Below are 19,259 nucleotides of genomic sequence, written 5' to 3' on the forward strand. Positions count from 1 at the left end.
TAAATATGAGTAAAAATTTTGGGAAAAAAACAATCGGCTTATTGTTGATTAGTCAGCTAACATTAACTACATTACCAGTATCTGTTGGTGCGAGTGACGCAAGAACAAATTATCCTGAGGATCAAAATTCTTTAGCAAATGAATCTTCTTTTGAAAGGTTTAATAGTGCATCTTCTGAAGCAGATCAAAATCAGAACAGTGAATTAATCTCTTATTCTGAAGAAGTCAATCCATCAAATTTGATAACTAACAATTTTCGGTCTGTTAGTTATAACAATGGAAACTTAAGAGCGATGACTAGCAATCATCGTGTTGGAGACTCTGTGACTTATCAACAAATCAGAAATGGTCGAGTTATCTCAAGACGTTCTACATCTTTACGTGTATTTAGTGGCATTATCAATCAAACAGGTTATGCTGACTTTTACTTCGGAAATAATGATGTTTGGGCAGGAGATGTATTTGAATTATCCTTACATTGTGTTCTGAATTTAAGAATAGATTCTACTAGATACACGGTTCCAGTGTCTAACGTAAATACTACAGTACCAAGAATATCTGGGGCTACTACGCGTGAAATCCCTCAAGGTACGACTTTTGATCCCATGGAAGGTGTAACTGCCACAGATTTCAGAGGTGAAAACATTACAAATCAAATCAGAATAACTGGACAGGTAGATGTTAATACAGTTGGTAATTATAATTTGACATATTCTGTAACAGATATTCATAATCGCAGTTCCACAATTACGAGAGTAATTAGAGTTCTTCCTAAACCAGAGATCATGGAGACAACAATAAATCCACTAACAACTAGTTCTATTTTAGTAAATGGTAATGCCGAACCTAATTCAACTTTATCAATTAAAGTTGGCGATACAGAAATTGGTTCAGGATCTGCCAATAACAATGGTCAATATGAAATTACCATTCCACCTCAAGAGGTTGGCACGGTAGTTACCGCCCAAGCAATTTTGAATGGTATTTCTTCAAATATTGCACAAACAACTGTTGAAAGAAATTCAATATCTGAAACAACGATTTCTGAGCTAAACACTAATTCAACAAGTGTTACAGGAGCTGCTGAGCCAAACGCTGAGATTACGATCAAAGCAGGCAATACAATCATTGCGAATGGACGTGTAGGTAGCGATGGCAAGTATAGCCTAACGATTGAAACGCAACAAGCGGGTACCGTGGTTACTGCGCAAGCAAGGCTAGGCGATATCGAATCAAACATTGCCGAAACAACCGTTATTAGAGAAGGAATTGATGAAACAACGATTTCTAAACTAAATACAGACTCCACAAGTGTGACGGGAACCGCTGAGCCAAATGCGGAGATCACGATCAAAGCTGGTGATACCGTGATTGCAAATGGACGCGTTGGCAGTGATGGCATCTATTCGTTGACGATTGAAAAACAACCAGCAGGTACCGTAGTCACTGCTCAAGCAACCTTGAATGGTATTTCTTCAAATATTGCCGAAACCATTGTTGAGCGAGCAACGATCGCCGAAACTATGTTGAATGAAGTGAAAACTACAGACACGACTGTTAGTGGAACAGCCGAACCCAATGCGCAGGTAGAAATCACAATTGGTGATGAAACCAAAAATGCCACTGTCGGTAGTGATGGAAAGTTTGCAGTAGAGATTGATCCGCAAACAGCTGGAACCATTATTACTGCGCAAGCCAGCATCGATGGATTGCAATCAAATATTGCTTCAACGATCGTTGTCACTGATCCAGCAAACACCGAAGGCACGATCACACCAGCAAGCTACAATGTTTCTTCGGCCGATCAATTCCTGAGAGGGACGTATACCGGTGATGTTGCATCTGCCCGTGTGTATGTCAATGGATCATCCGTTCGTGGTGGGAATTTTGCTGATGGTTCGTTTGAATTCTTTATCGGCAATCGCATCCAATCCGTAGATGATGTCGTAGAAATCGAAGCCTTGGATCAATATGGCAAGGTACTTGATCGGACAACCGTTGAATTAACTAGAGATTTGGCTGGTACGATCACACCAGATCAATATCGGGTTGGCGAAACAATGATTACAGGGACCTTTACGGGTGATGTCAACTTTGCCCGTTTAGTGATCAATGGCACGCCTTCTAATGCATGGGGTGGTACCTTCAATGCGGATGGCACCTTCTCGTTTTATGTAGCGAACCTTGGAATCAAAGCCAGCGACAAAGTTGAGATTCAAGCGTTGAATCGTCAAATCAACGGCAACACAGAAGCTATCGAAGTGCTAGAAACCAAAGAAGTATCGGTTATTGACCAGCTTCAAGGGACGATCACACCAGATAAATACAGTTACACCGATACCACGATCACGGGAACCTTTACGGGAGATATCAATTTTGCCAACTTGGTGATTGATGGACAGTCTGTAGGGAACTGGGGTGGCACATTTAATAAAGAGACTGGCCGCTTTGAATTCTTTGTTCACGCACAATTTAGAGACCAGATCAGAACAGCAGCGAAAGTTGAATTACAAACCTACCATCGTGAAACAGTCGATGGACAAACGATTGATCATAAGCTGGTGTTGCAGCCGATTGAAATCGCCAAAGCAGCTGGCTCAATTCAACCAGCAGCCTTCAAAGTGACAGAGAGTGAAATTACCGGAACCTTTACGGGTGATGTGAATATCGCCAACTTGATCGTTGATGGGCGTTCAATTTCATGGGGCGGTACCTTTGACGCAGCGAGCCAGACCTTTACTTACTTTGTCAATCAAGATACACGTAATTTGATTCGCGATGCGAAAACAGTTGAATTGGTTGCTTACCATCGGGAGGTTGTTAGTGGCCGTCCGGTGGACACCGAATTGGACCGCAGTGTCGTCACTATCGACAAGGAATTTACTGGCACGATTACACCAAACCCATACAAGCTGGGGAATCGAATCGTTACGGGTACCTATACAGGAGATGATATCAACTTTGGTCGACTTGAAATTGATGGCATGATTCTGTGGGTAAGTTGTTTTGCGGATGGGACCTTTACCGCCTACTTGAATCAAGAACAAGCCAACAGTGTGACGAAAGACAGCCAGATGACGATCTATGCATTGCATCGCTTTTCTAATTTATGTACACAAGAGATCGCACAAGCAACCGTTTCGATCATAGAATAAGAACCAGAAATTACGAGAGACCCTTGTACCTTGCCTGTTGCAAGTGTCTCTTCATTGATAGAAAGAGAGAAAGCAAATGAACATGAAGAAAAAAATCGTTACCTTCTTTAGCCTTGCCCTCATGGGGAGTTTTTTAGCGGCCTGCTCGACGGATGACCAAGCAAAGACGGATACTACCCAAGGCAGCGAACCAATTGAACAAATCACGGACCAAAGCAATGCCGAGCCGCAATCGATCATTGGTGGATTAAAGATCATCATCGACAAACAAGAAATCAACCATAAGAAAACAGAAGATGGGGAACAAGTTTTACATACATTTACCATCACAGCTGAAAACATGGGCTCAGTTGCCGCAGGTCTAGGTTCGATTGATTTTCTTTTAGAAACTGAAGAGGGAGAACTTCTTGAACTTGATCATACCATGGCGATGTTTGGCAATGAGATCGCTGTAGGTGAAACCATCACAGGGCAAGTTTCCTTTGCTTTAGAAGAGGGACAAGTGGCGAAAAAACTGATTTATAAACCTGGTGAAGAAAAATTAGCAGAATGGGATGTTAAGAGCGAATGAAAATAAACGTTATTGGATTGGGGTATATTGGGCTACCCACAGCACTTACTTTTGCAAACCATGGGATTGAAGTCGTTGGGGTCGATGTGTCAAAAACAGTCGTTCAATCACTTCAAGCAGGTCAGGCACCCATCGAAGAACCCGACATTGATCGTTATCTAACACAAGCTTTAGCGAAAAAGACCTTCCACGCACAGTTGGTACCAGAAAAAGCGGATGCCTTTATCATTGCCGTACCAACGCCAAATATCGCCGATCAATTTGGTAGTTGCGACTTGTCCTACGTGAAAGCGGCGATGGCTGCCATCTTACCTTATCTTGAAAAAGGCAACACAGTCATTGTTGAATCGACCATTCAACCCCGCACGATGGAAGACATCGTTGGACCATTTTTTGAAAAAGCAGGCTATACCATTGGAGAAGATCTCTATTTGTTGCATTGCCCAGAGCGTGTTTTGCCAGGAAAAATCTTTGAAGAGCTGGTGATGAACAACCGAATCATTGGTGGTATGACGAGCGCTTGTACCCAACAAGGCAAACGCATTTATCAGACCTTCGTCAAAGGAAATGTGCTGGAAACTTCTGCAAGTATCGCTGAGCTATCGAAATTGATGGAAAACACCTATCGGGACTTGAACATTGCACTAGCCAATGAATTGGTCCAAATTGGGGATCGCCTAAACATTGATGCACTCCAAGTGATTGGGTTAGCCAATCAGCATCCACGAGTCAATATCCATCAACCAGGACCTGGTGTCGGCGGCCATTGCTTAGCGGTCGATCCGTATTTTGTGGTGGCGGCAGCACCTGAAGACGCGAAGTTGATCCAGTTGGGGCGGATGATCAATACAGAGATGCCTGAATTCATTATAAAAAAAGTCGAAGAGATCTTAGCGATCCATGGTGGAAACAATATCGCGGTCCTAGGGTTGGCGTATAAGGGCAACATCGACGATGCCAGAGAAAGTCCAGCTGTTGAGATCGCCAAAAGACTGAAACAAAAGAACACTCTGCAGGTCACCACCTATGATCCTTATGTCGCCACTTCTGATGTTGCACACATTGAAGCTGCACTAACAGACAGTGACCTGGCATTGATCCTCTGTGACCATGATGCCTTTAAAGCCATAGCGCCAGCAGCCCTTCAAGCGATGAAACAAAAAATCGTTTTTGACACGAAAAATATTGTGACAGATAAAACAAGGTTCGATGTTGCCTATTCTCTCGGGGCATTACCAAACGCCCAGTAAATGGTTTGATGGCTATTTCTGTTATTGAAAGGGAAAACCAATGAATAAAGAAATAAATATGAAAAAATTGAAGCAAGTCCTTCAGCAACGAATAGGCTGGATCCTCATGATCATTAGTATTCCCTTACTAGCGATGTTTCTTTATCTAACCTTTTTTGCTGAACCCATTTATCAAAAAAGTGCGCAGCTGCTGATCAGTCAGTCAGAAACAACATCTGGCAATCGACTGGAAAACCAGACCATTCAGGCAGACCTGCAGCTCGTTAGTACCTATAGCACCATCATTATGAGTCCTCGCATTTTAAATGAAGTCAGTGAAGCGTTAGAGGGAAGCTACGATGTGGCTGAATTGTCGGAGATTTTGAGCGTCACCAATGCCACCAACTCGCAGATCATCGAAATCAACGCGTACCATCAAAGTCCGAAGATCGCAGCTGAAATCGCCAATACGACCGCCAGCGTTTTTAGTGAAGAGATCCCTAAGATCATGAACATTGATAATGTCACGATATTAGCCGAAGGGACCGTTTTGCCGCAAGAAACACCAGCTCGTCCAAACAAATTTTTGTTGTACAGTTTGACCACTTTCTTAAGTCTTCTTTTCGCTTTTACGTACCTGTTTCTTCTATTGGTTTTTGAGCGCAGCTTTGCTTCCAATACGGAAATTGAAGAGGTCTTAGGGGTAAAGGTCATCGGTGAGATAAGCAAAGAAAAACGAGTTGCTTCGTTCAAAACCATCCAGTCGAGAAGCCTAAGAGGGAGGAAACGTGTGTGATGCGTAGTATGAAGGAAAACTATTCGATCATCAGCGAACAAGTCAAGTTGATTCGCGAGAATGTCGATTATTTGTGCCAACAACAAGATGCCCAAACGATTTTGATCACGTCAGGAGAAAGTGGCACGGGCAAATCCACGGTCTCGGCAAATTTGGCGGTCGCCTATTCCCAAAAAGGCAACCGAACCTTATTGATCGATGCGGATCTGCGTAAACCCACCCAACATTATTTGTTTTCACAAGAAATGCACGTGGGCTTGTCCAACTATATTCGACGGGACATCTCGATCGAAAGCTGTGTCCAACAAGTGATTTTAGAAGATTGCGAATTTTCAATCATTACTAGTGGCGCCATTATGTCAAATCCCAATGATCTGCTTGCTTCTTCGAAAATGGCCGCAGCCTTGCAAGAGGTCAAACAACGATACGATGTGGTCATTATTGATACGCCCCCAGTCAATGTCGTTTCGGATGCCTTGATCCTAGCCAAGAACATCGATGGTGTACTTTTAGTCGTTCATGCGGACAAGACGAACAAACAATCCGCAAAAAATGCGGTCAAAAAGCTGCGCCTAGTCAATGCCAATATCTTTGGTGTCGTGGTGAATGGCACGGATATGGCTGAAAATTATTATTAAGGAGAAAATAGATGGAGAAGTCCACAACACATAATAAAGCAATTTTTCAGATTAAAGATTATATACGAGTTAAACGTTTTTTAGAATATTCTTTGAGTTTAATTTTAATATTTGTACTTAGTCCATTATTGTTAACACTTTTTTTTGTAATTAAGTTTTCTGATTGGAAGGCACCAGTTATATATAGACAAGTAAGGGTTGGGAAAAATGAAACCAAGTTTGTGATGTACAAATTTCGAACGATGGTGCCTGATGCCGATCAATTATTAGGGCAATACCTCGATAAAAACGAAATTGAAGGGGCCATGTTCAAGCTGAAGAAAGATCCACGCGTGACGCGCTTAGGCCGTTTTCTAAGAAAAACGAGTCTTGATGAATTGCCCCAACTGATCAATGTCTTGAAAGGGGAGATGGCACTGGTCGGTCCCCGTCCCCCTTTAGAAAGAGAAGTCTTTAGCTACTCAAAGCAAGAGAAGTTACGATTATCAATCGCCCCTGGATGTAGTGGGTTATGGCAAGTAAGCGGTAGAAATGAACTAAGTTTTCAGGAAATGGTCGCACTAGATTTGTACTATATTGAAAATATGAATTTATGGTTGGACTTGAAAATAATTATAAAAACGATTGGCGTTGTTTTCTTACCCAAAGGAGCATTCTAATGGAGCAACAAGTACGTGTATCACTTTTAGGCAGCAATCTCGATTCCTTAAGCTTTCAGGAAACCATTACTAAGATCGAGGCAATGATCGAACAGGGGATGCCCGCACAGCATGTTTCAATTAACGCGGGAAAAATAAACTTGATGCGAAAAGATCCCTCGTTGCGATCGATCGTCAATCGGGCAGCTTTGATCACGGCTGATGGCCAGTCGATTGTCTGGGCAGCGAAATATTTAGGGTGCCCGGTACCAGAAAGGGTAACAGGCATCGAACTTTTTCGCGAGCTGGTCAAATTGGCAGCAGAAAAAGGTTGGCGTCCTTATTACTTGGGCGCAACTGCCGAAGTCGTAGAAGCTGTCGTCAAACATGACCAACAGCTCTATCCTGACCTGAACGTAGCTGGGTTTCACCATGGCTATTTTTCCGAAGATGAATCATTGGACGTGGCAAAAGAGATTGCACGGACGCAACCAGATTTGCTGTTTGTCGCTTTTTCTAGTCCGCAAAAAGAGGTTTGGCTCGATACATTTAGCGAAGTATTGCAGGTGCCCTTTGCGATGGGCGTTGGCGGCAGTTTTGATATCGTCGCAGGCAAAACCAAACGAGCACCTTTGTGGATGCAGCGGTCAGGGTTGGAATGGTTTTATCGCTTTGCGCAAGAGCCAGTCAGGATGTTTGATCGCTATATCATAGGAAATCTACGCTTTTTACAGTATGTGTGGGGAGAAAAAAGAAGAAACGCATGAAATCAAAACAGCAAAGCCATCACCGCTTCTTCCTGGGGATTGTGGCCATTTTTCCGATAATCGACGTCTTAAACGGCTTATTTCTAAGTCTGGGCATTCCTTTTCCCATTGGCGTGTTCTACCGTTTGCTGTTCTTTTTGTTCTTAGTGATTATGATCGTGACAGAAAAGATTCCCCATAGCTACTATACATATTTAACGTATGGGTTTATTGCTGTGACGCTTACGATTTTTCTGTTACAAGCACTTTTTCTAGGGTACAGCTGGCAGTGGGTGATCGAGGATCTATCGGTGTATATCAAATACCTCTTATGGGTACTGATTCCTTATTATGTCTATCAACGAAAAAACGACTTCTCCAAACTGCACTACGACAGCTTATTTATTGTTATCAGTGTCTGCTTCACCTTGGGGCTACTGATTCCTTATTTTTTAGGGCTAGGCTACCAAACTTATGACAATTCTGATGCTGGGTATAAAGGCTATTTCTTTGCCAATAATGATACGAGCTTTGCCTTTATTGTTTCAATCACCTTTACAGTCCAGGCACTAATTGTTTCGATCAAAGAACAGACCCATAAGTTTTCACTGTTTTTGGCTAGTTTATTCGCTGGAAATTTCGTCTGTTTGGTCTTGGTCGGTACGAAAACCGGCGTGTTTTATGGTGTCGGTGTGTTGTTCTATCTTTTAATCCGATTGGTGCTAGGCATTGAACGTAAAGCATTTCTGCAACAATTGTTTATCTGGTTTATGAGTTTTATTACGATTGCTTGGCTGCTTATTCAAGGACTACCATTGCTGATCCAAGCCGTCGAAGGAACCTATCTTCGCATGGTGTATTTTTATCATCTTTTCGACGGGGACTTGATCCGGCTATTTTCTAGTTCAAGAAGTGATTTTTTGATTGGTGGGATGAACGCCTTCTTAAATGATGAGGCCCGACACTTTACCATGATCTTTGGCCAAGGCTTTGAATACCGTTTGGCACACTTTGGTCGTCTTGGCTTAATTGAAATGGACTTCTTCGACACCCTTTTCGGGCAAGGCCTACTGGGAATAGCGTTATTGCTGCTAATGCTCGCCTATTTTGTCTATTTGGCCTTTCAGCCACGAAAACGATCGGTTTATAGTTTTGCCTTGATCGTGGTGCTTTTTTATAGTTTTTTTGCCGGGCATGTTTTGTATTCGGCATTGTCTTCCACCTTTTTAGGATTGATTTGTGGAGGCATTATTTTAACAGAGAAAGAGTGAACAACTGATTGAAAAAATTACTTTTGAGGCTGGGCTTTTTCTCCCTCGGTTCGTTAGGTTCGGCGGTCTTAAACTTGGTGCTTTTGCCCGTAACGACCAGCTTTTTGACACCCGAAGAATATGGGAAGACCAGTATGTTTTTCCTTGCACAGACCTTTTTGATATACGTGATCTATCTCGGCTTCGACCAAGCCTTTACGAGGGAATACCATGACCACGAAAACAAACGCGAGTTATTGCAACAAGCGATGCTCGTCCCGTTGCTCGGTTCATTTTTCTTTCAGCTGATCCTAGTGGTTTTTGCGGCAGATTTCTCGCAGCTTTTATTTGAGTCTCCACAGTACACCCGTGCGATTTATTTATTTGCTCTCTCGTCGGGACTACTGATTTTTGAACGGTTTCTTTTATTAACGGTTCGAATGCAAAACAAAGCGATCCAGTTCTCCGTTTACAGTATTTTGGTGAAATTCATGGTCTTGTTCATCACGTTGCTGTTTCTCTTTTTTGGTCCGCCGACGTTCATTACGGTGGTCTATGGCATGCTTCTAGGACAAATCATCGGTGATTGTCTGTTGGTTCTGGCAAACCTGGCGCTTTTTAGGCCGCTCATTCGCCAAATCGATCGCAACCTGATCAAGAAGCTAAGTCGTTTTGGCTTGCCGACGGTGGTGGGTACGTTTCTCTATAGCCTATTAATGATTATCGACAAAATGATGCTGCGCTATTTTGCTGATTTTGCCGCTTTGGGCATCTACACGGCTGCATTCAAAGTGGCAAGTGCCTTGATGATTCTACAAGTTAGTTTTGCCAATTTTTGGATTCCCACCTCCTATGAATGGTTCAAAAAAGGCAAACCATTGATTTATTACGAACGAGTCAGTCACTTTATCATGTTCGTCTTGGCGATTTTCTTTTTACTGATGGTCTTTTTCAAAGAAACGATCGTCATCTTATTGTCGCAAGACTACTCAGAGGCCCAGTACTTGTTTCCCTTGTTATGTTTTTATCCCTTGATGATGACGATCAGTGAAACGACCAATCTCGGGATCGTTTTTTATAAGAAAAGTCATTTGAATATTGCTGCCTCTTTGCTGGCGGTCTTAGCCGCCTCCCTTGGTCATCTCCTACTCGTACCGACAATTGGCGCCACAGGAGCGGCTTGTGCTACGGCATTAGGGTACTTGGTCTTCTTTTTTGCCCGTACATATTTTTCGATGACCTATTGGCAGGGATTCTCAGTCAAACGCCAAATCAGCCTTTCGATCATGCTGTATTGCTTTGCGCTGTTTACGGCATTCAATCGGACTCTTTGGCTGGAAAAGAGCCTCGTTTTGCTGCTGCTGCTCTTCGTCGTTGTTCTTTATCGCAAGGAACTAAAGCAGGTAACTAGATTTGTACAAGAAAGGAAAACCAACAGAGCATGAATATCTTACTTATCGGTCCAGATCCAGCAGCAAAAGGGGGGATCGCAACGGTCATTTATAATTTCCAAAAAGCAACAGCGCCAGAGGACGTGCGTTTTGTCGTTCATAAGACCTGGTCGGAAAAAGGAAAATATTGGACGCAGTTCAAAGCGTTTCTTACCTTTCGTCGGCATATCAAAAAAGAAAGGTGCCAGATCCTTCATTTCCACGTTGCGCAAAAGGGCAGTTTCTATCGCAAGAGTTTGCTGTTGTTGCTAGCACCAAAACATTGTAAGACGATTTTTCATATGCATGCTTCGCAATTTGACCAGTTTTATCAAAACAGTCCTTCGTGGGCAAAGTGGTGGGTCCGTTTTACCTTAGCTCGGGTGGATCAGCTCGTAGTGCTAAGTAGTAGCTGGTCAGCATTTTACCAAACGATTACCGATACCTCAATCGAGGTCTTGCCAAATGCCGTAGCGGTGCCGGAGGAATCCTTTTATGACCCCACCGCAAAATGGATCATCACTCTTGGCAGGATCGGGCAAAGAAAAGGCAGTTTTGATCTGTTGGCAGTTGCAAAAGCAATGGCTGTTTCCTTTCCCGAGATTCGCTTTATGTTATTTGGCGATCAAGAAAATCAACAGGTTGCCCAACAGCTCCAAGAAGAGGCTCTCACCAATGTGTTCTTAAATGAGTGGGTAGCAACCGATGCGTTACCAGCTGTTTTTCGTAAGGCAGCCATCCATTTTCTCCCTTCTTATCACGAAGGCTTGCCGATGGCGATCTTAGAAACCATGGCGGCAGGTATCCCCAATGTAACGACGAAGGTTGGGGGAATCCCAGAGTTGATCCAATCGGGTGAAAACGGCTACCTAGTAGCTGCCGGTGATATTCAAGCAATGATCGAGACGTTGAGCGGTCTGTTAGTTAACGAGGAAGAACGAATCAAAAGCGGCCAACAAGCCAGAGCAACGATTGAGCAACAGTATGCCTTAACGTCGTATATGAAGCGCTGGCAGAAGATTTACAAAAAGCAACTTGATTAATGCTCAAATTGCTGAAAAAAAGGAGAAGTACGATGCAAAAAATAAAGGTATTATCTATTTTTGGTACACGACCAGAAGCCATCAAGATGGCACCGGTCATAAAAAAACTAGCAAATGATCCACGCTTCCTATCAAAGATCGTCGTGACAGGGCAGCATCGAGAAATGCTTGAGCAAACATTAGCGGCGTTTGAGCTGACCCCTGATTACGACTTGGCTATCATGCGAGAAAATCAAACCTTGTCTAGTATCACCAGTCGTATTTTAGAAGGACTCGAAGGTATTTTTCAATCAGAAGAACCAGACGTAGTGTTGGTCCATGGCGATACGACGACGGCAGTGGCAGCTGCGCTGGCCGCTTTTTATCAGCAGATCTTGATTGGTCATGTGGAGGCTGGGCTACGAACAGGTAACAAGAATGATCCGTTTCCAGAAGAAATGAATCGCCGGTTGATTGATCAACTAGCAGATTTTCTCTTTGCCCCTACAGATCAAAGTCAGGCAAATCTGCTAAAAGAAAATCATCCACAAGACCGCATCGTCGTTACTGGAAATACGTCTATTGATGCTTTGTACCACACCTTGGCACAAAAAAAAGACCGAAGACCAATTAGTGAAAAAAAAATCCTTTTAGTTACAATGCACCGGCGAGAAAACATTGGGCAACCCATGGAACAAGTGTTTCGTGCACTAAAACGGATCGCTGTTGCTTATCCCGCACTGACGATCGTCTTTCCGATGCATAAAAACCCTCGTGTCCGTACACTAGCCAAGCGCTATTTAGAAGGGCAGCAAAATATTGAGCTGATCGAACCATTGGATGCCCCTGCATTCTATCAGTTACTGGCAGGCAGCTACCTTGTTTTGACCGATTCAGGAGGGATTCAAGAAGAAGCACCCTCCTTGGGGATTCCTGTCTTGATCGTACGTGAAACGACGGAACGCCCAGAAGGGGTGGCAGCAGGGACTTTGAAACTGATTGGTACCCATGAGGAGCGTGTGTATTCAGAAATCGTTCATTTATTGTCTGATGAGGCAGCGTACAAACAAATGGCGCACGCCAAAAATCCCTATGGAGATGGACAAGCCAGTGAGCGGATCGTGGCTGAATTAAAAAGTTATTTCGAGTAGAGGAAGGCGAACCTATGAGACAATTCCAATCATCTTTTGTCATTAGTAAAACGACTTTGAAGAATATTGAGACAGCTTTGCGTGAAAAAAGGAAGGAACTATTCCCTAGTTTTCAGCCTTCTTAACGCAACAAAGACTTGAAGAAAGGAGGATATGATGAAATTACTTACATTGTTTTCTGCCGTATTACTACTGAGCAGCACGGGCGTCAACACGACGATGGCGTTCCAGCAAGTTGCTTACGCAGAAACAGAGTCACTTTCTGAAGGGACGCAACAATCTTCTGGGGAGGAAACCAATAATTCTGCTGATCAATCGGAAACGCAAGAGTCAACCGAGCAAAGCAGCGAGGAACAAACAACCTCATCGGAAGCCACCGATGATTCAACGACCGCTAGCCAAGAAGAAGTAGAAGAAACTAAAGCACTGCCCGAAGCAGAAACGCCAGACAGCTCAGAAGATGAAGAGGAGCCAGAATCTGAAAACGAGCAAGTCGAAGGGTTCGATGCAGAAGCTGCAACCATCCCACTGACTGTAGCAAGTGAGGCGCAAATGCGGGCAATTTTACTTGGGGAACCCTTCACCGATGAAGAGGGCACGGAGTATCGTTACGAAGAAATCGCTAATGAGCAATCGCTAGTGCTTACTTTTGCCAGCAACTTGGCATTAACTGAGCCAATCAGTGGGATCCAACGGACGAACGTTACTTTTCGTAGTCAAGAGATGCCTGTGATCGTTTCACAGACGGCAGCCGAGAACCTGATGCAGTTTGCGGCACCCGTTCAACTGACTTGGCAAGGGGTGCAGCAACAAGGCATCCAGTCAGCGCAAGGGCTAGCTCAAACAACTGGGGCATCAACGATTACTTTTGAAGATACCCAACTGGAGCTGACCACTACCGCAGGACGCGTGGTGAATAACAACCAAGCACAACTTCATTTCAAAGGAACCAATGTGGTGACGACAGCGATGTCTTCCATTCCAACCTTGTTCACGGCGGAAAGGCTTTTGGTTGAAGGGCAATTGACGATCAATCATCGCTCCTCAAATGCCACACCGATTTTTGAAATGAACCAAGTAGCAGTCGCTAGCCAAGCTGAAATTTCTGTCACTCGCAGTACCAACAGCAATACTGGCACCGTCTTTCACATGACGGGTACCGCAGCAAGCCTTGATTTTGGTCAAGGAAGTGTGACGACGATTCGCCAATCTGGTGCGATGGTCTCCTTGCCAAATGCCAATCAAGATAGCCGATTGACGTTAGCCACAGGGGCAACTCTGGATGTTGGTACAGGACAAGGACTTTCCGGGAACTCTACCAGTACGTTAGGAGAGATACGGTTACAAGCAGGTAGTCAGTTAAAGCTATCTGAGTATGGAACAGTCAGTACGACACCCGCCATCAATGTCGGACGCCGCTTCATCGTTGAAAATAGTACCGCAGACCAACCTACCATCATCGAGGGAACGCGGACGGGCACAACGACCGAGGCATTTATTCAACTTCGAAGTGCGAATTCTGCCATCGATTTGGGGGAGCACACACAAACCAAGATCTCGCAGCATGGACCAATGTTTACAGGGGTGGCGAGTTCCACGATCGTGATCCAAGACCACGTGAAAATGAACAATCAGCATAGCAACGGGTTTAATGGCAACATAGCCGTTGACAGTATTTCGATTGGTGATCAGGTGGAAATAGCCATCAGTGAACCTAGTAATGCCACTGTTGGTCAAGCGTATCGCACCTTTTTCGCAACGTCTTCGGTTCAAGTCGGCAGTCATACAACAATTGACGTACCGAGAACGCGAACGACCTCTTCAGCAAGTACATCGAATGTCGTCATCGGTTTAGCATCGAGCAACGGAAAAATCACCATTGGTGACTATTCAGAAATAGCTGTGAATCAGCGTGGGGCGTTCGTCAACGCAAGCTTGGCTCAGGTAACTTTAGGGAAATACGCGAAACTTACTGGTGTGTTAGGTCATGGCTTCACCGCTGGAACGATGGTCGATCAATTTGAGCTGCTTGAAGGGGCTGAAATCACGATTGCTGAACATTCAACGAGTGCAGCAGCCAATGCGTTTTCCGTGCAACGACGCTTCTTTCTAGGAGAAAAAGCGACGATCAATTATTCTCGCACGTCATCAGCCGCCAATCCTTTCATTGCATTGGGTTCAACGTCGGCGGCATCCCAATTTCTATCAGAAGCAAATGCAACCATCACCCTCAATCAAGTAGGACCATTGGTCACTGGTCGCAGCACAACAGATATCTATATTGGTGAAGCAAATACGATCAGCCTACAAACCGCACAAGGCTTTACCGGCGGTACCTCATCTGCTGCTTCTTCAACCATTCGCAGGTTGCATGTGGGCGATCACTCTGAGATCACCGTTTCTGGACGAAGCAATGCAAATGTTGATTTTTTCCGCTTTAGAGAAGAAATCAAACTCGGACGTGAAGCGAAAGTAACGGTCAATCATACTACGCGACAAGCAGCACGAGCGGTCTTTCGTTTAACCTTGGCGAACTCGAAATTTACGATGGAAGAAGCAAGTAAAGTCGAAGTTGATACGGGGGGACGATTTTTACAAGGCGTCGGAACGACGGATCTGCTATTTGGCGAAAATTCCTATACGAGAATCAACGCAGCGAGGGGAATGACAGGAAACACCACTGTTCGTTCCGTTACGCTTGGACAACATGCTGAAGTTCATTTGACAGAGCCAACAACGACGGCGATTCAAAATTCAGCAACAAGTCAAAACTACTCTAGAATCCAAGTGTCGCAAAGAGTGGAATTGCAAGACAATGCCACCATGACATCAAGAAGAGATCGAACAACTTCAGATTCCCGCTTTATATGGTTGACGGCTAGTAATTCATTTGTTCGGATTGGCAAAGGAGCTACCCTTGACGTGGATCAATCTGGAGGAATATTTAGAGTCACGACTTCCTCTAATTTCATTCTCAATGATGATGCGACCTTTAAAGGTGTTGCGAGAGGTTTAAATACTCAGGCGGGAGGCAATGCCTCAAGCAATCATTCGAATTCATTTGCGAATATCACAGTAGGGGCCAGAGCTAATTTTTCCATGACCGATAATCGGACAGGTATGGGAACATCGGCGGAATTTATCAATCGCCCGTTAGTCAATGTGCGGAATTCATTTTCGGCAGGAGAAGATTCTACGGTTGTATTGGAAACCATAAGAAATAAATCTGAAGTTCTTTATTTCAGACTTGTCAATGCACGATTGAATATAAACAATGTGAATTTGTTTGAAATTAGTCATCCTACGACAAGAACTGGTCAAGCCAATGCGCAATTGCAGCGTTTGATCCGATCTGCACAAAATACGGTTGCGAATGGTTTGCGAATCAATGTGGCGAGTCAAAAACTAGCAGTTTGGGAAAATGCTTCTTTAGAGGCACCAACGGAAGAATTTATCAATATTTCAGGAACGATGCGAATCAATCGAAATGGTGGCAATACCTTCCCCTATGGAGGCACAGGAAATGGCGAAGCACGTTCCAGATTGCTGAGTGGCGAACAATTCGATGGTTCCTTAGAAAGTCTTGAAACACAAACAGATATTTATCAAGTGATTGCGAAAAATAATTACAATAAAATTCGTTTTTCAGAACCAGAAGGCCTCGTTGCCCGAATCGATGCATTGAGTGATCAGTCGACTGAAATCACTGGTTCTATGTACGAGGATACCGATATCACAGTGATTTCCTATACCAATACTGACGGAGAACTCGTCGAATTAGACAAAAACTCTGAACGAATCGAATGGGGCGACTATCGTGATGAAAATCAGCTGTATCGCTATTTCCGTATTCTACTAAGAGAAAATGAACGATTGGAAACAGAGACAGAAGTGTCGATTTTCTTATCAAAACCGTCGATTGAGACCTATGTCGATGTGACCGCTCGTCAAACCGTGATTAAAGGTGTGAACTTTGAAGCATACAATATCACCTTAGATCGCTATAAAATTAATGAATTAAGCACGCAAGAAGAATTAGATGCTTTGATCCTTCAAGAAAGTCGTGCGCAAGCCGCAAACGTCTTGACGGAAGCGGATATGACGGAAGACTTTCGCATCGTAGAAACGGATCTTACACGAGAAGTCGACGAAGATGGTAGCTACTTTGCTATTCTTGAGGTGGGGAATAAAGCCTACCAGCTGACAGTCGGTATCGATGTGACATCGAAACTGGAGCATATGCGGGTGACGATCCCAACCAAAATGGTCTTCGAATCCTTGTACAACACAGCGGAATCGAATCGTAATTTTGAAAGCCAAACGTATGAGATCCGCAATCAATCGCCACTTGCCGTGGATACCTACGTCAATCAACTGGCGATCGATGATAGTGCCAGTATTGTCTTATTAGAAGCGGGAGAAGATCCTCTCGACTATGCCGAAAGTGAAAGCGAAGAAGAAGACCCAACCCTGACCTATGACGATATCTCAACCCCGCTGTTGCGATTGAATCTAAAAACGGAAGAAACACAGATCCAACTCTATGAAGCGATGGAGGAACAACACTTGGTTCGCCTAGAAGAAAGAAGCCGCGTGCCGATTTCCTTAACGGGGGACTTCTATGGAGACTATCCCCAATGGATCGTTGATACAGAAGCCGATCAAGGTGGGTATTATGAAGACTTGCTCGTACCGAAGTATCGCATCGTCTTACGCTTTGTCCCACGAGATTAAAGAAAAAAGATCGTACCAAACGTGAAGGAGGTGAATCCATTGGAGCAAACGAATCAAACCGAAACGAAGGACCGACGAAAATGGATCTTGTGGTTGTTGCTGTTGCTAGTACTTGCCGGTGGACTCGGGTACTACTTTTACCAATCCAAAGCAGCAGTCCCTTTGATCAGTGCCGACCTGTTGCCAGAATCTGGCGATGCCACCGATCAGCGATTATCTGAACGGGCGCAGGAAATTGCAGATGCGAATTATTTCACCCTGCAAATCAATCCAGAAGCCATTTTTGAAGATGGTCAAAGCACAGGATCCATCGAAATCGTTAATCCAGGCACCAATGTGTACCCAATCGCCGTGGATATCTCTTTACTATCGAGCGGGGAAGTCATCTATTCTTCCGGTGCGATCTATCCAAATCAATTTGTTGAAAATGTCGCCTTAGCGACACCATTGGCAAAAGGGGAATATCCCGCAAAAGCCACCATCAATATTTACGACCCTGAAAGCAAAGAAAAACAAGGGGTCACTGAAGCTGAATTAACGATTATCGTTAAGAATTAAAAAAAAGGAAAAGTGAGGAAATAAAAATGAAAAAATTTGTAGCAGCCATTCTAAGTACAGCAACGATCGCAGGAGTAATCGCAAGCGGCACCACCGCTTTTGCGACACAAACCATTGACGGACGTGAAGGCGATACGTCAGGAGATGTCCAAGTAAACGGGATCATCGGATCATTCGATAACACAACCCCTGGACCAAATCCCGACGATTTGAACCAATGGATCAATGTGACGATTCCAACGACTGCTTTGTTCTATACGACAGAAGAGTCAAGCCACAAAGAGATCGTTTCACCTAGCTACACTGTGACAAATAACTCAGCAGTTGGTGTGATCGCTTCTGTTGCGGGTGTCGATACACCATTGAATATGGATGAAGTAGACTTGTTAAACGTAAATGGTATCGAGTTGTTTGAAAACGGCACACCAACCGTAGCAGAAACAGAATTATTTACCCTTGAAGGCAACCAAGGTACGAATGTAGGAACATTTGCGTTCACTGGTGAAGCAACACCGACCGATGCATCAGAAGAATCAAATCCAAGTTTCAAATTGGTCTTGAGCTTTGCGCCGGATGTAGAGGAAGACTAAGAATTGAAATCCCAGTAAAGAAGGGATCTATCGTATGAAAAAACGAAAACGAATCGTTCTTTTCGTCGCTGTGTTACTGACTCTGACTGTCTGGGATCTATCGGAAACCAGCGTCGCAGAGGCGACGACAGGGCAAGTCTCTGTGACTGGTCGAATCGGGGAAACGGTGACGCAAGAGGAAGAAGCAGACGATGACAATAAGAAAACGATCGTAGCAGATGGTTCTCAAATTGGACAAGGAAAATTACCACAAACAGGTTCGTCAAACACAAGCAGTTTGATCATTCTTGGGTATGCACTCCTAGTACTGTTTGTCGTCACAGTAACAAGAAAAAAGAAACACGGTGAAAGCGTCGCTCCTTAACTATAGGCATCGCTAGAAGCGTAAAGGAGAAACTGTGGGGAAAACTTGCAGTTTCTCTTTTTTTGACGAAAGGTTTACAAAGTAAAAACTGAATTAGTTGTTTCCAGATATGAATTTAATCGGAAGATCATGTTTGCAATAATCTGTCCAAATTTTTAGGCTTTAAAGAATCTACCGATGAGCTATTCTCTGACTGAAGATTTAGATACAAATGGGCAACTATTTATTTCTCAATTAAAATCACTTGAGTTCAAGGAGAGAAAACTTAAAAAGATATAAAATTTACCTTTACAAGATATGCCAAAAATTGATCGAATTATCCAGTATATATTTTAAGTATTGTAAATTTACTTAAAATGCTTAAAGCTGTAAAGAAACTCTTTATAA

The 19,259-nt window shown here is 43.7% G+C and carries 15 protein-coding genes and 1 pseudogene; all 16 read left to right on the forward strand.

Annotation, left to right across the window (positions count from 1 at the left end; genetic code table 11):
• Window positions 1-5: 5 nt before the first annotated feature.
• Complete coding sequence (locus IGI77_RS04190) at window positions 6-3,155, forward strand: immunoglobulin-like domain-containing protein (protein ID WP_438769540.1); 3,150 nt, start codon at window positions 6-8, stop codon at window positions 3,153-3,155.
• A 76-nt stretch (window positions 3,156-3,231) separates the two neighbouring features.
• Window positions 3,232-3,726 (forward strand): hypothetical protein, encoded by a 495-nt coding sequence (locus IGI77_RS04195; RefSeq protein WP_151196629.1) that lies wholly within the window; start codon window positions 3,232-3,234, stop codon window positions 3,724-3,726.
• Window positions 3,723-4,976 (forward strand): nucleotide sugar dehydrogenase, encoded by a 1,254-nt coding sequence (locus IGI77_RS04200; RefSeq protein ID WP_270277485.1) that lies wholly within the window; start codon window positions 3,723-3,725, stop codon window positions 4,974-4,976. The genes IGI77_RS04195 and IGI77_RS04200 overlap by 4 nt, the downstream gene beginning before the upstream one ends.
• A gap of 40 nt (window positions 4,977-5,016) precedes the next feature.
• Entirely contained in the window at window positions 5,017-5,751 is a 735-nt protein-coding gene (locus IGI77_RS04205) for a YveK family protein (protein WP_438769541.1), read from the forward strand.
• Window positions 5,751-6,389 carry a CpsD/CapB family tyrosine-protein kinase gene (locus tag IGI77_RS04210; protein ID WP_270277482.1) on the forward strand — a complete coding sequence of 213 codons (639 nt, stop codon included), beginning with the start codon at window positions 5,751-5,753 and terminating at the stop codon, window positions 6,387-6,389. Before IGI77_RS04205 ends, IGI77_RS04210 begins: the two co-directional genes overlap by 1 nt.
• Window positions 6,390-6,400: 11 nt before the next feature.
• The gene (locus IGI77_RS04215; RefSeq protein ID WP_151196625.1) at window positions 6,401-7,048 is read left to right on the forward strand and encodes a sugar transferase; all 648 of its coding nucleotides are present in this window, start codon (window positions 6,401-6,403) and stop codon (window positions 7,046-7,048) included.
• On the forward strand, window positions 7,048-7,794 hold the full coding sequence (locus IGI77_RS04220) for a WecB/TagA/CpsF family glycosyltransferase (RefSeq protein ID WP_151196624.1): 747 nt from the start codon (window positions 7,048-7,050) through the stop codon (window positions 7,792-7,794). The genes IGI77_RS04215 and IGI77_RS04220 overlap by 1 nt, the downstream gene beginning before the upstream one ends.
• Window positions 7,791-9,044 (forward strand): O-antigen ligase family protein, encoded by a 1,254-nt coding sequence (locus IGI77_RS04225; protein WP_008377986.1) that lies wholly within the window; start codon window positions 7,791-7,793, stop codon window positions 9,042-9,044. Before IGI77_RS04220 ends, IGI77_RS04225 begins: the two co-directional genes overlap by 4 nt.
• Window positions 9,045-9,052: 8 nt before the next feature.
• The gene (locus IGI77_RS04230) at window positions 9,053-10,468 is read left to right on the forward strand and encodes a lipopolysaccharide biosynthesis protein (RefSeq protein ID WP_438769542.1); all 1,416 of its coding nucleotides are present in this window, start codon (window positions 9,053-9,055) and stop codon (window positions 10,466-10,468) included.
• Window positions 10,465-11,496 carry a glycosyltransferase family 4 protein gene (locus IGI77_RS04235; protein WP_438769543.1) on the forward strand — a complete coding sequence of 344 codons (1,032 nt, stop codon included), beginning with the start codon at window positions 10,465-10,467 and terminating at the stop codon, window positions 11,494-11,496. Before IGI77_RS04230 ends, IGI77_RS04235 begins: the two co-directional genes overlap by 4 nt.
• Before the next feature lie 32 nt (window positions 11,497-11,528).
• Window positions 11,529-12,626, forward strand: coding sequence for a non-hydrolyzing UDP-N-acetylglucosamine 2-epimerase (gene wecB / locus IGI77_RS04240; protein WP_270290980.1), 1,098 nt, complete (start codon window positions 11,529-11,531; stop codon window positions 12,624-12,626).
• Window positions 12,627-12,779: 153 nt separating this feature from the next.
• The gene (locus tag IGI77_RS04245; protein ID WP_438769544.1) at window positions 12,780-17,360 is read left to right on the forward strand and encodes a hypothetical protein; all 4,581 of its coding nucleotides are present in this window, start codon (window positions 12,780-12,782) and stop codon (window positions 17,358-17,360) included.
• A gap of 39 nt (window positions 17,361-17,399) precedes the next feature.
• Window positions 17,400-17,918, forward strand: coding sequence for a hypothetical protein (locus IGI77_RS04250; RefSeq protein ID WP_429966787.1), 519 nt, complete (start codon window positions 17,400-17,402; stop codon window positions 17,916-17,918).
• A gap of 26 nt (window positions 17,919-17,944) precedes the next feature.
• On the forward strand, window positions 17,945-18,508 hold the full coding sequence (locus IGI77_RS04255; protein ID WP_015508954.1) for a hypothetical protein: 564 nt from the start codon (window positions 17,945-17,947) through the stop codon (window positions 18,506-18,508).
• Between the two features lie 34 nt (window positions 18,509-18,542).
• A complete protein-coding gene (locus tag IGI77_RS04260; protein WP_015508955.1) occupies window positions 18,543-18,872 on the forward strand; it encodes an LPXTG cell wall anchor domain-containing protein in 330 nt (109 codons plus the stop codon).
• A gap of 87 nt (window positions 18,873-18,959) precedes the next feature.
• Window positions 18,960-19,151 (forward strand): annotated as a pseudogene (locus tag IGI77_RS04265) (type II toxin-antitoxin system PemK/MazF family toxin); the annotation flags it as partial.
• Between the last annotated feature and the right edge of the window lie 108 nt (window positions 19,152-19,259).

The sequence above is a fragment of the Enterococcus sp. DIV0213h genome (genome assembly GCF_051711285.1).
Lineage (GTDB): Bacteria > Bacillota > Bacilli > Lactobacillales > Enterococcaceae > Enterococcus_D > Enterococcus_D casseliflavus.

Excerpts from the sequence above, each read along its gene's own strand:
- IGI77_RS04235 (WP_438769543.1), top strand. The coding sequence starts at position 10,465 with ATGAATATCTTACTTATCGGTCCAGATCCAGCAGCAAAAGGGGGGATC.
- IGI77_RS04195 (WP_151196629.1), top strand. The coding sequence starts at position 3,232 with ATGAACATGAAGAAAAAAATCGTTACCTTCTTTAGCCTTGCCCTCATG.
- IGI77_RS04200 (WP_270277485.1), top strand. The coding sequence starts at position 3,723 with ATGAAAATAAACGTTATTGGATTGGGGTATATTGGGCTACCCACAGCA.
- IGI77_RS04255 (WP_015508954.1), top strand. The coding sequence starts at position 17,945 with ATGAAAAAATTTGTAGCAGCCATTCTAAGTACAGCAACGATCGCAGGA.
- IGI77_RS04215 (WP_151196625.1), top strand. The coding sequence starts at position 6,401 with ATGGAGAAGTCCACAACACATAATAAAGCAATTTTTCAGATTAAAGAT.
- IGI77_RS04225 (WP_008377986.1), top strand. The coding sequence starts at position 7,791 with ATGAAATCAAAACAGCAAAGCCATCACCGCTTCTTCCTGGGGATTGTG.
- wecB (WP_270290980.1), top strand. The coding sequence starts at position 11,529 with ATGCAAAAAATAAAGGTATTATCTATTTTTGGTACACGACCAGAAGCC.
- IGI77_RS04205 (WP_438769541.1), top strand. The coding sequence starts at position 5,017 with ATGAATAAAGAAATAAATATGAAAAAATTGAAGCAAGTCCTTCAGCAA.
- IGI77_RS04210 (WP_270277482.1), top strand. The coding sequence starts at position 5,751 with ATGCGTAGTATGAAGGAAAACTATTCGATCATCAGCGAACAAGTCAAG.
- IGI77_RS04190 (WP_438769540.1), top strand. The coding sequence starts at position 6 with ATGAGTAAAAATTTTGGGAAAAAAACAATCGGCTTATTGTTGATTAGT.
- IGI77_RS04220 (WP_151196624.1), top strand. The coding sequence starts at position 7,048 with ATGGAGCAACAAGTACGTGTATCACTTTTAGGCAGCAATCTCGATTCC.
- IGI77_RS04260 (WP_015508955.1), top strand. The coding sequence starts at position 18,543 with ATGAAAAAACGAAAACGAATCGTTCTTTTCGTCGCTGTGTTACTGACT.
- IGI77_RS04245 (WP_438769544.1), top strand. The coding sequence starts at position 12,780 with ATGATGAAATTACTTACATTGTTTTCTGCCGTATTACTACTGAGCAGC.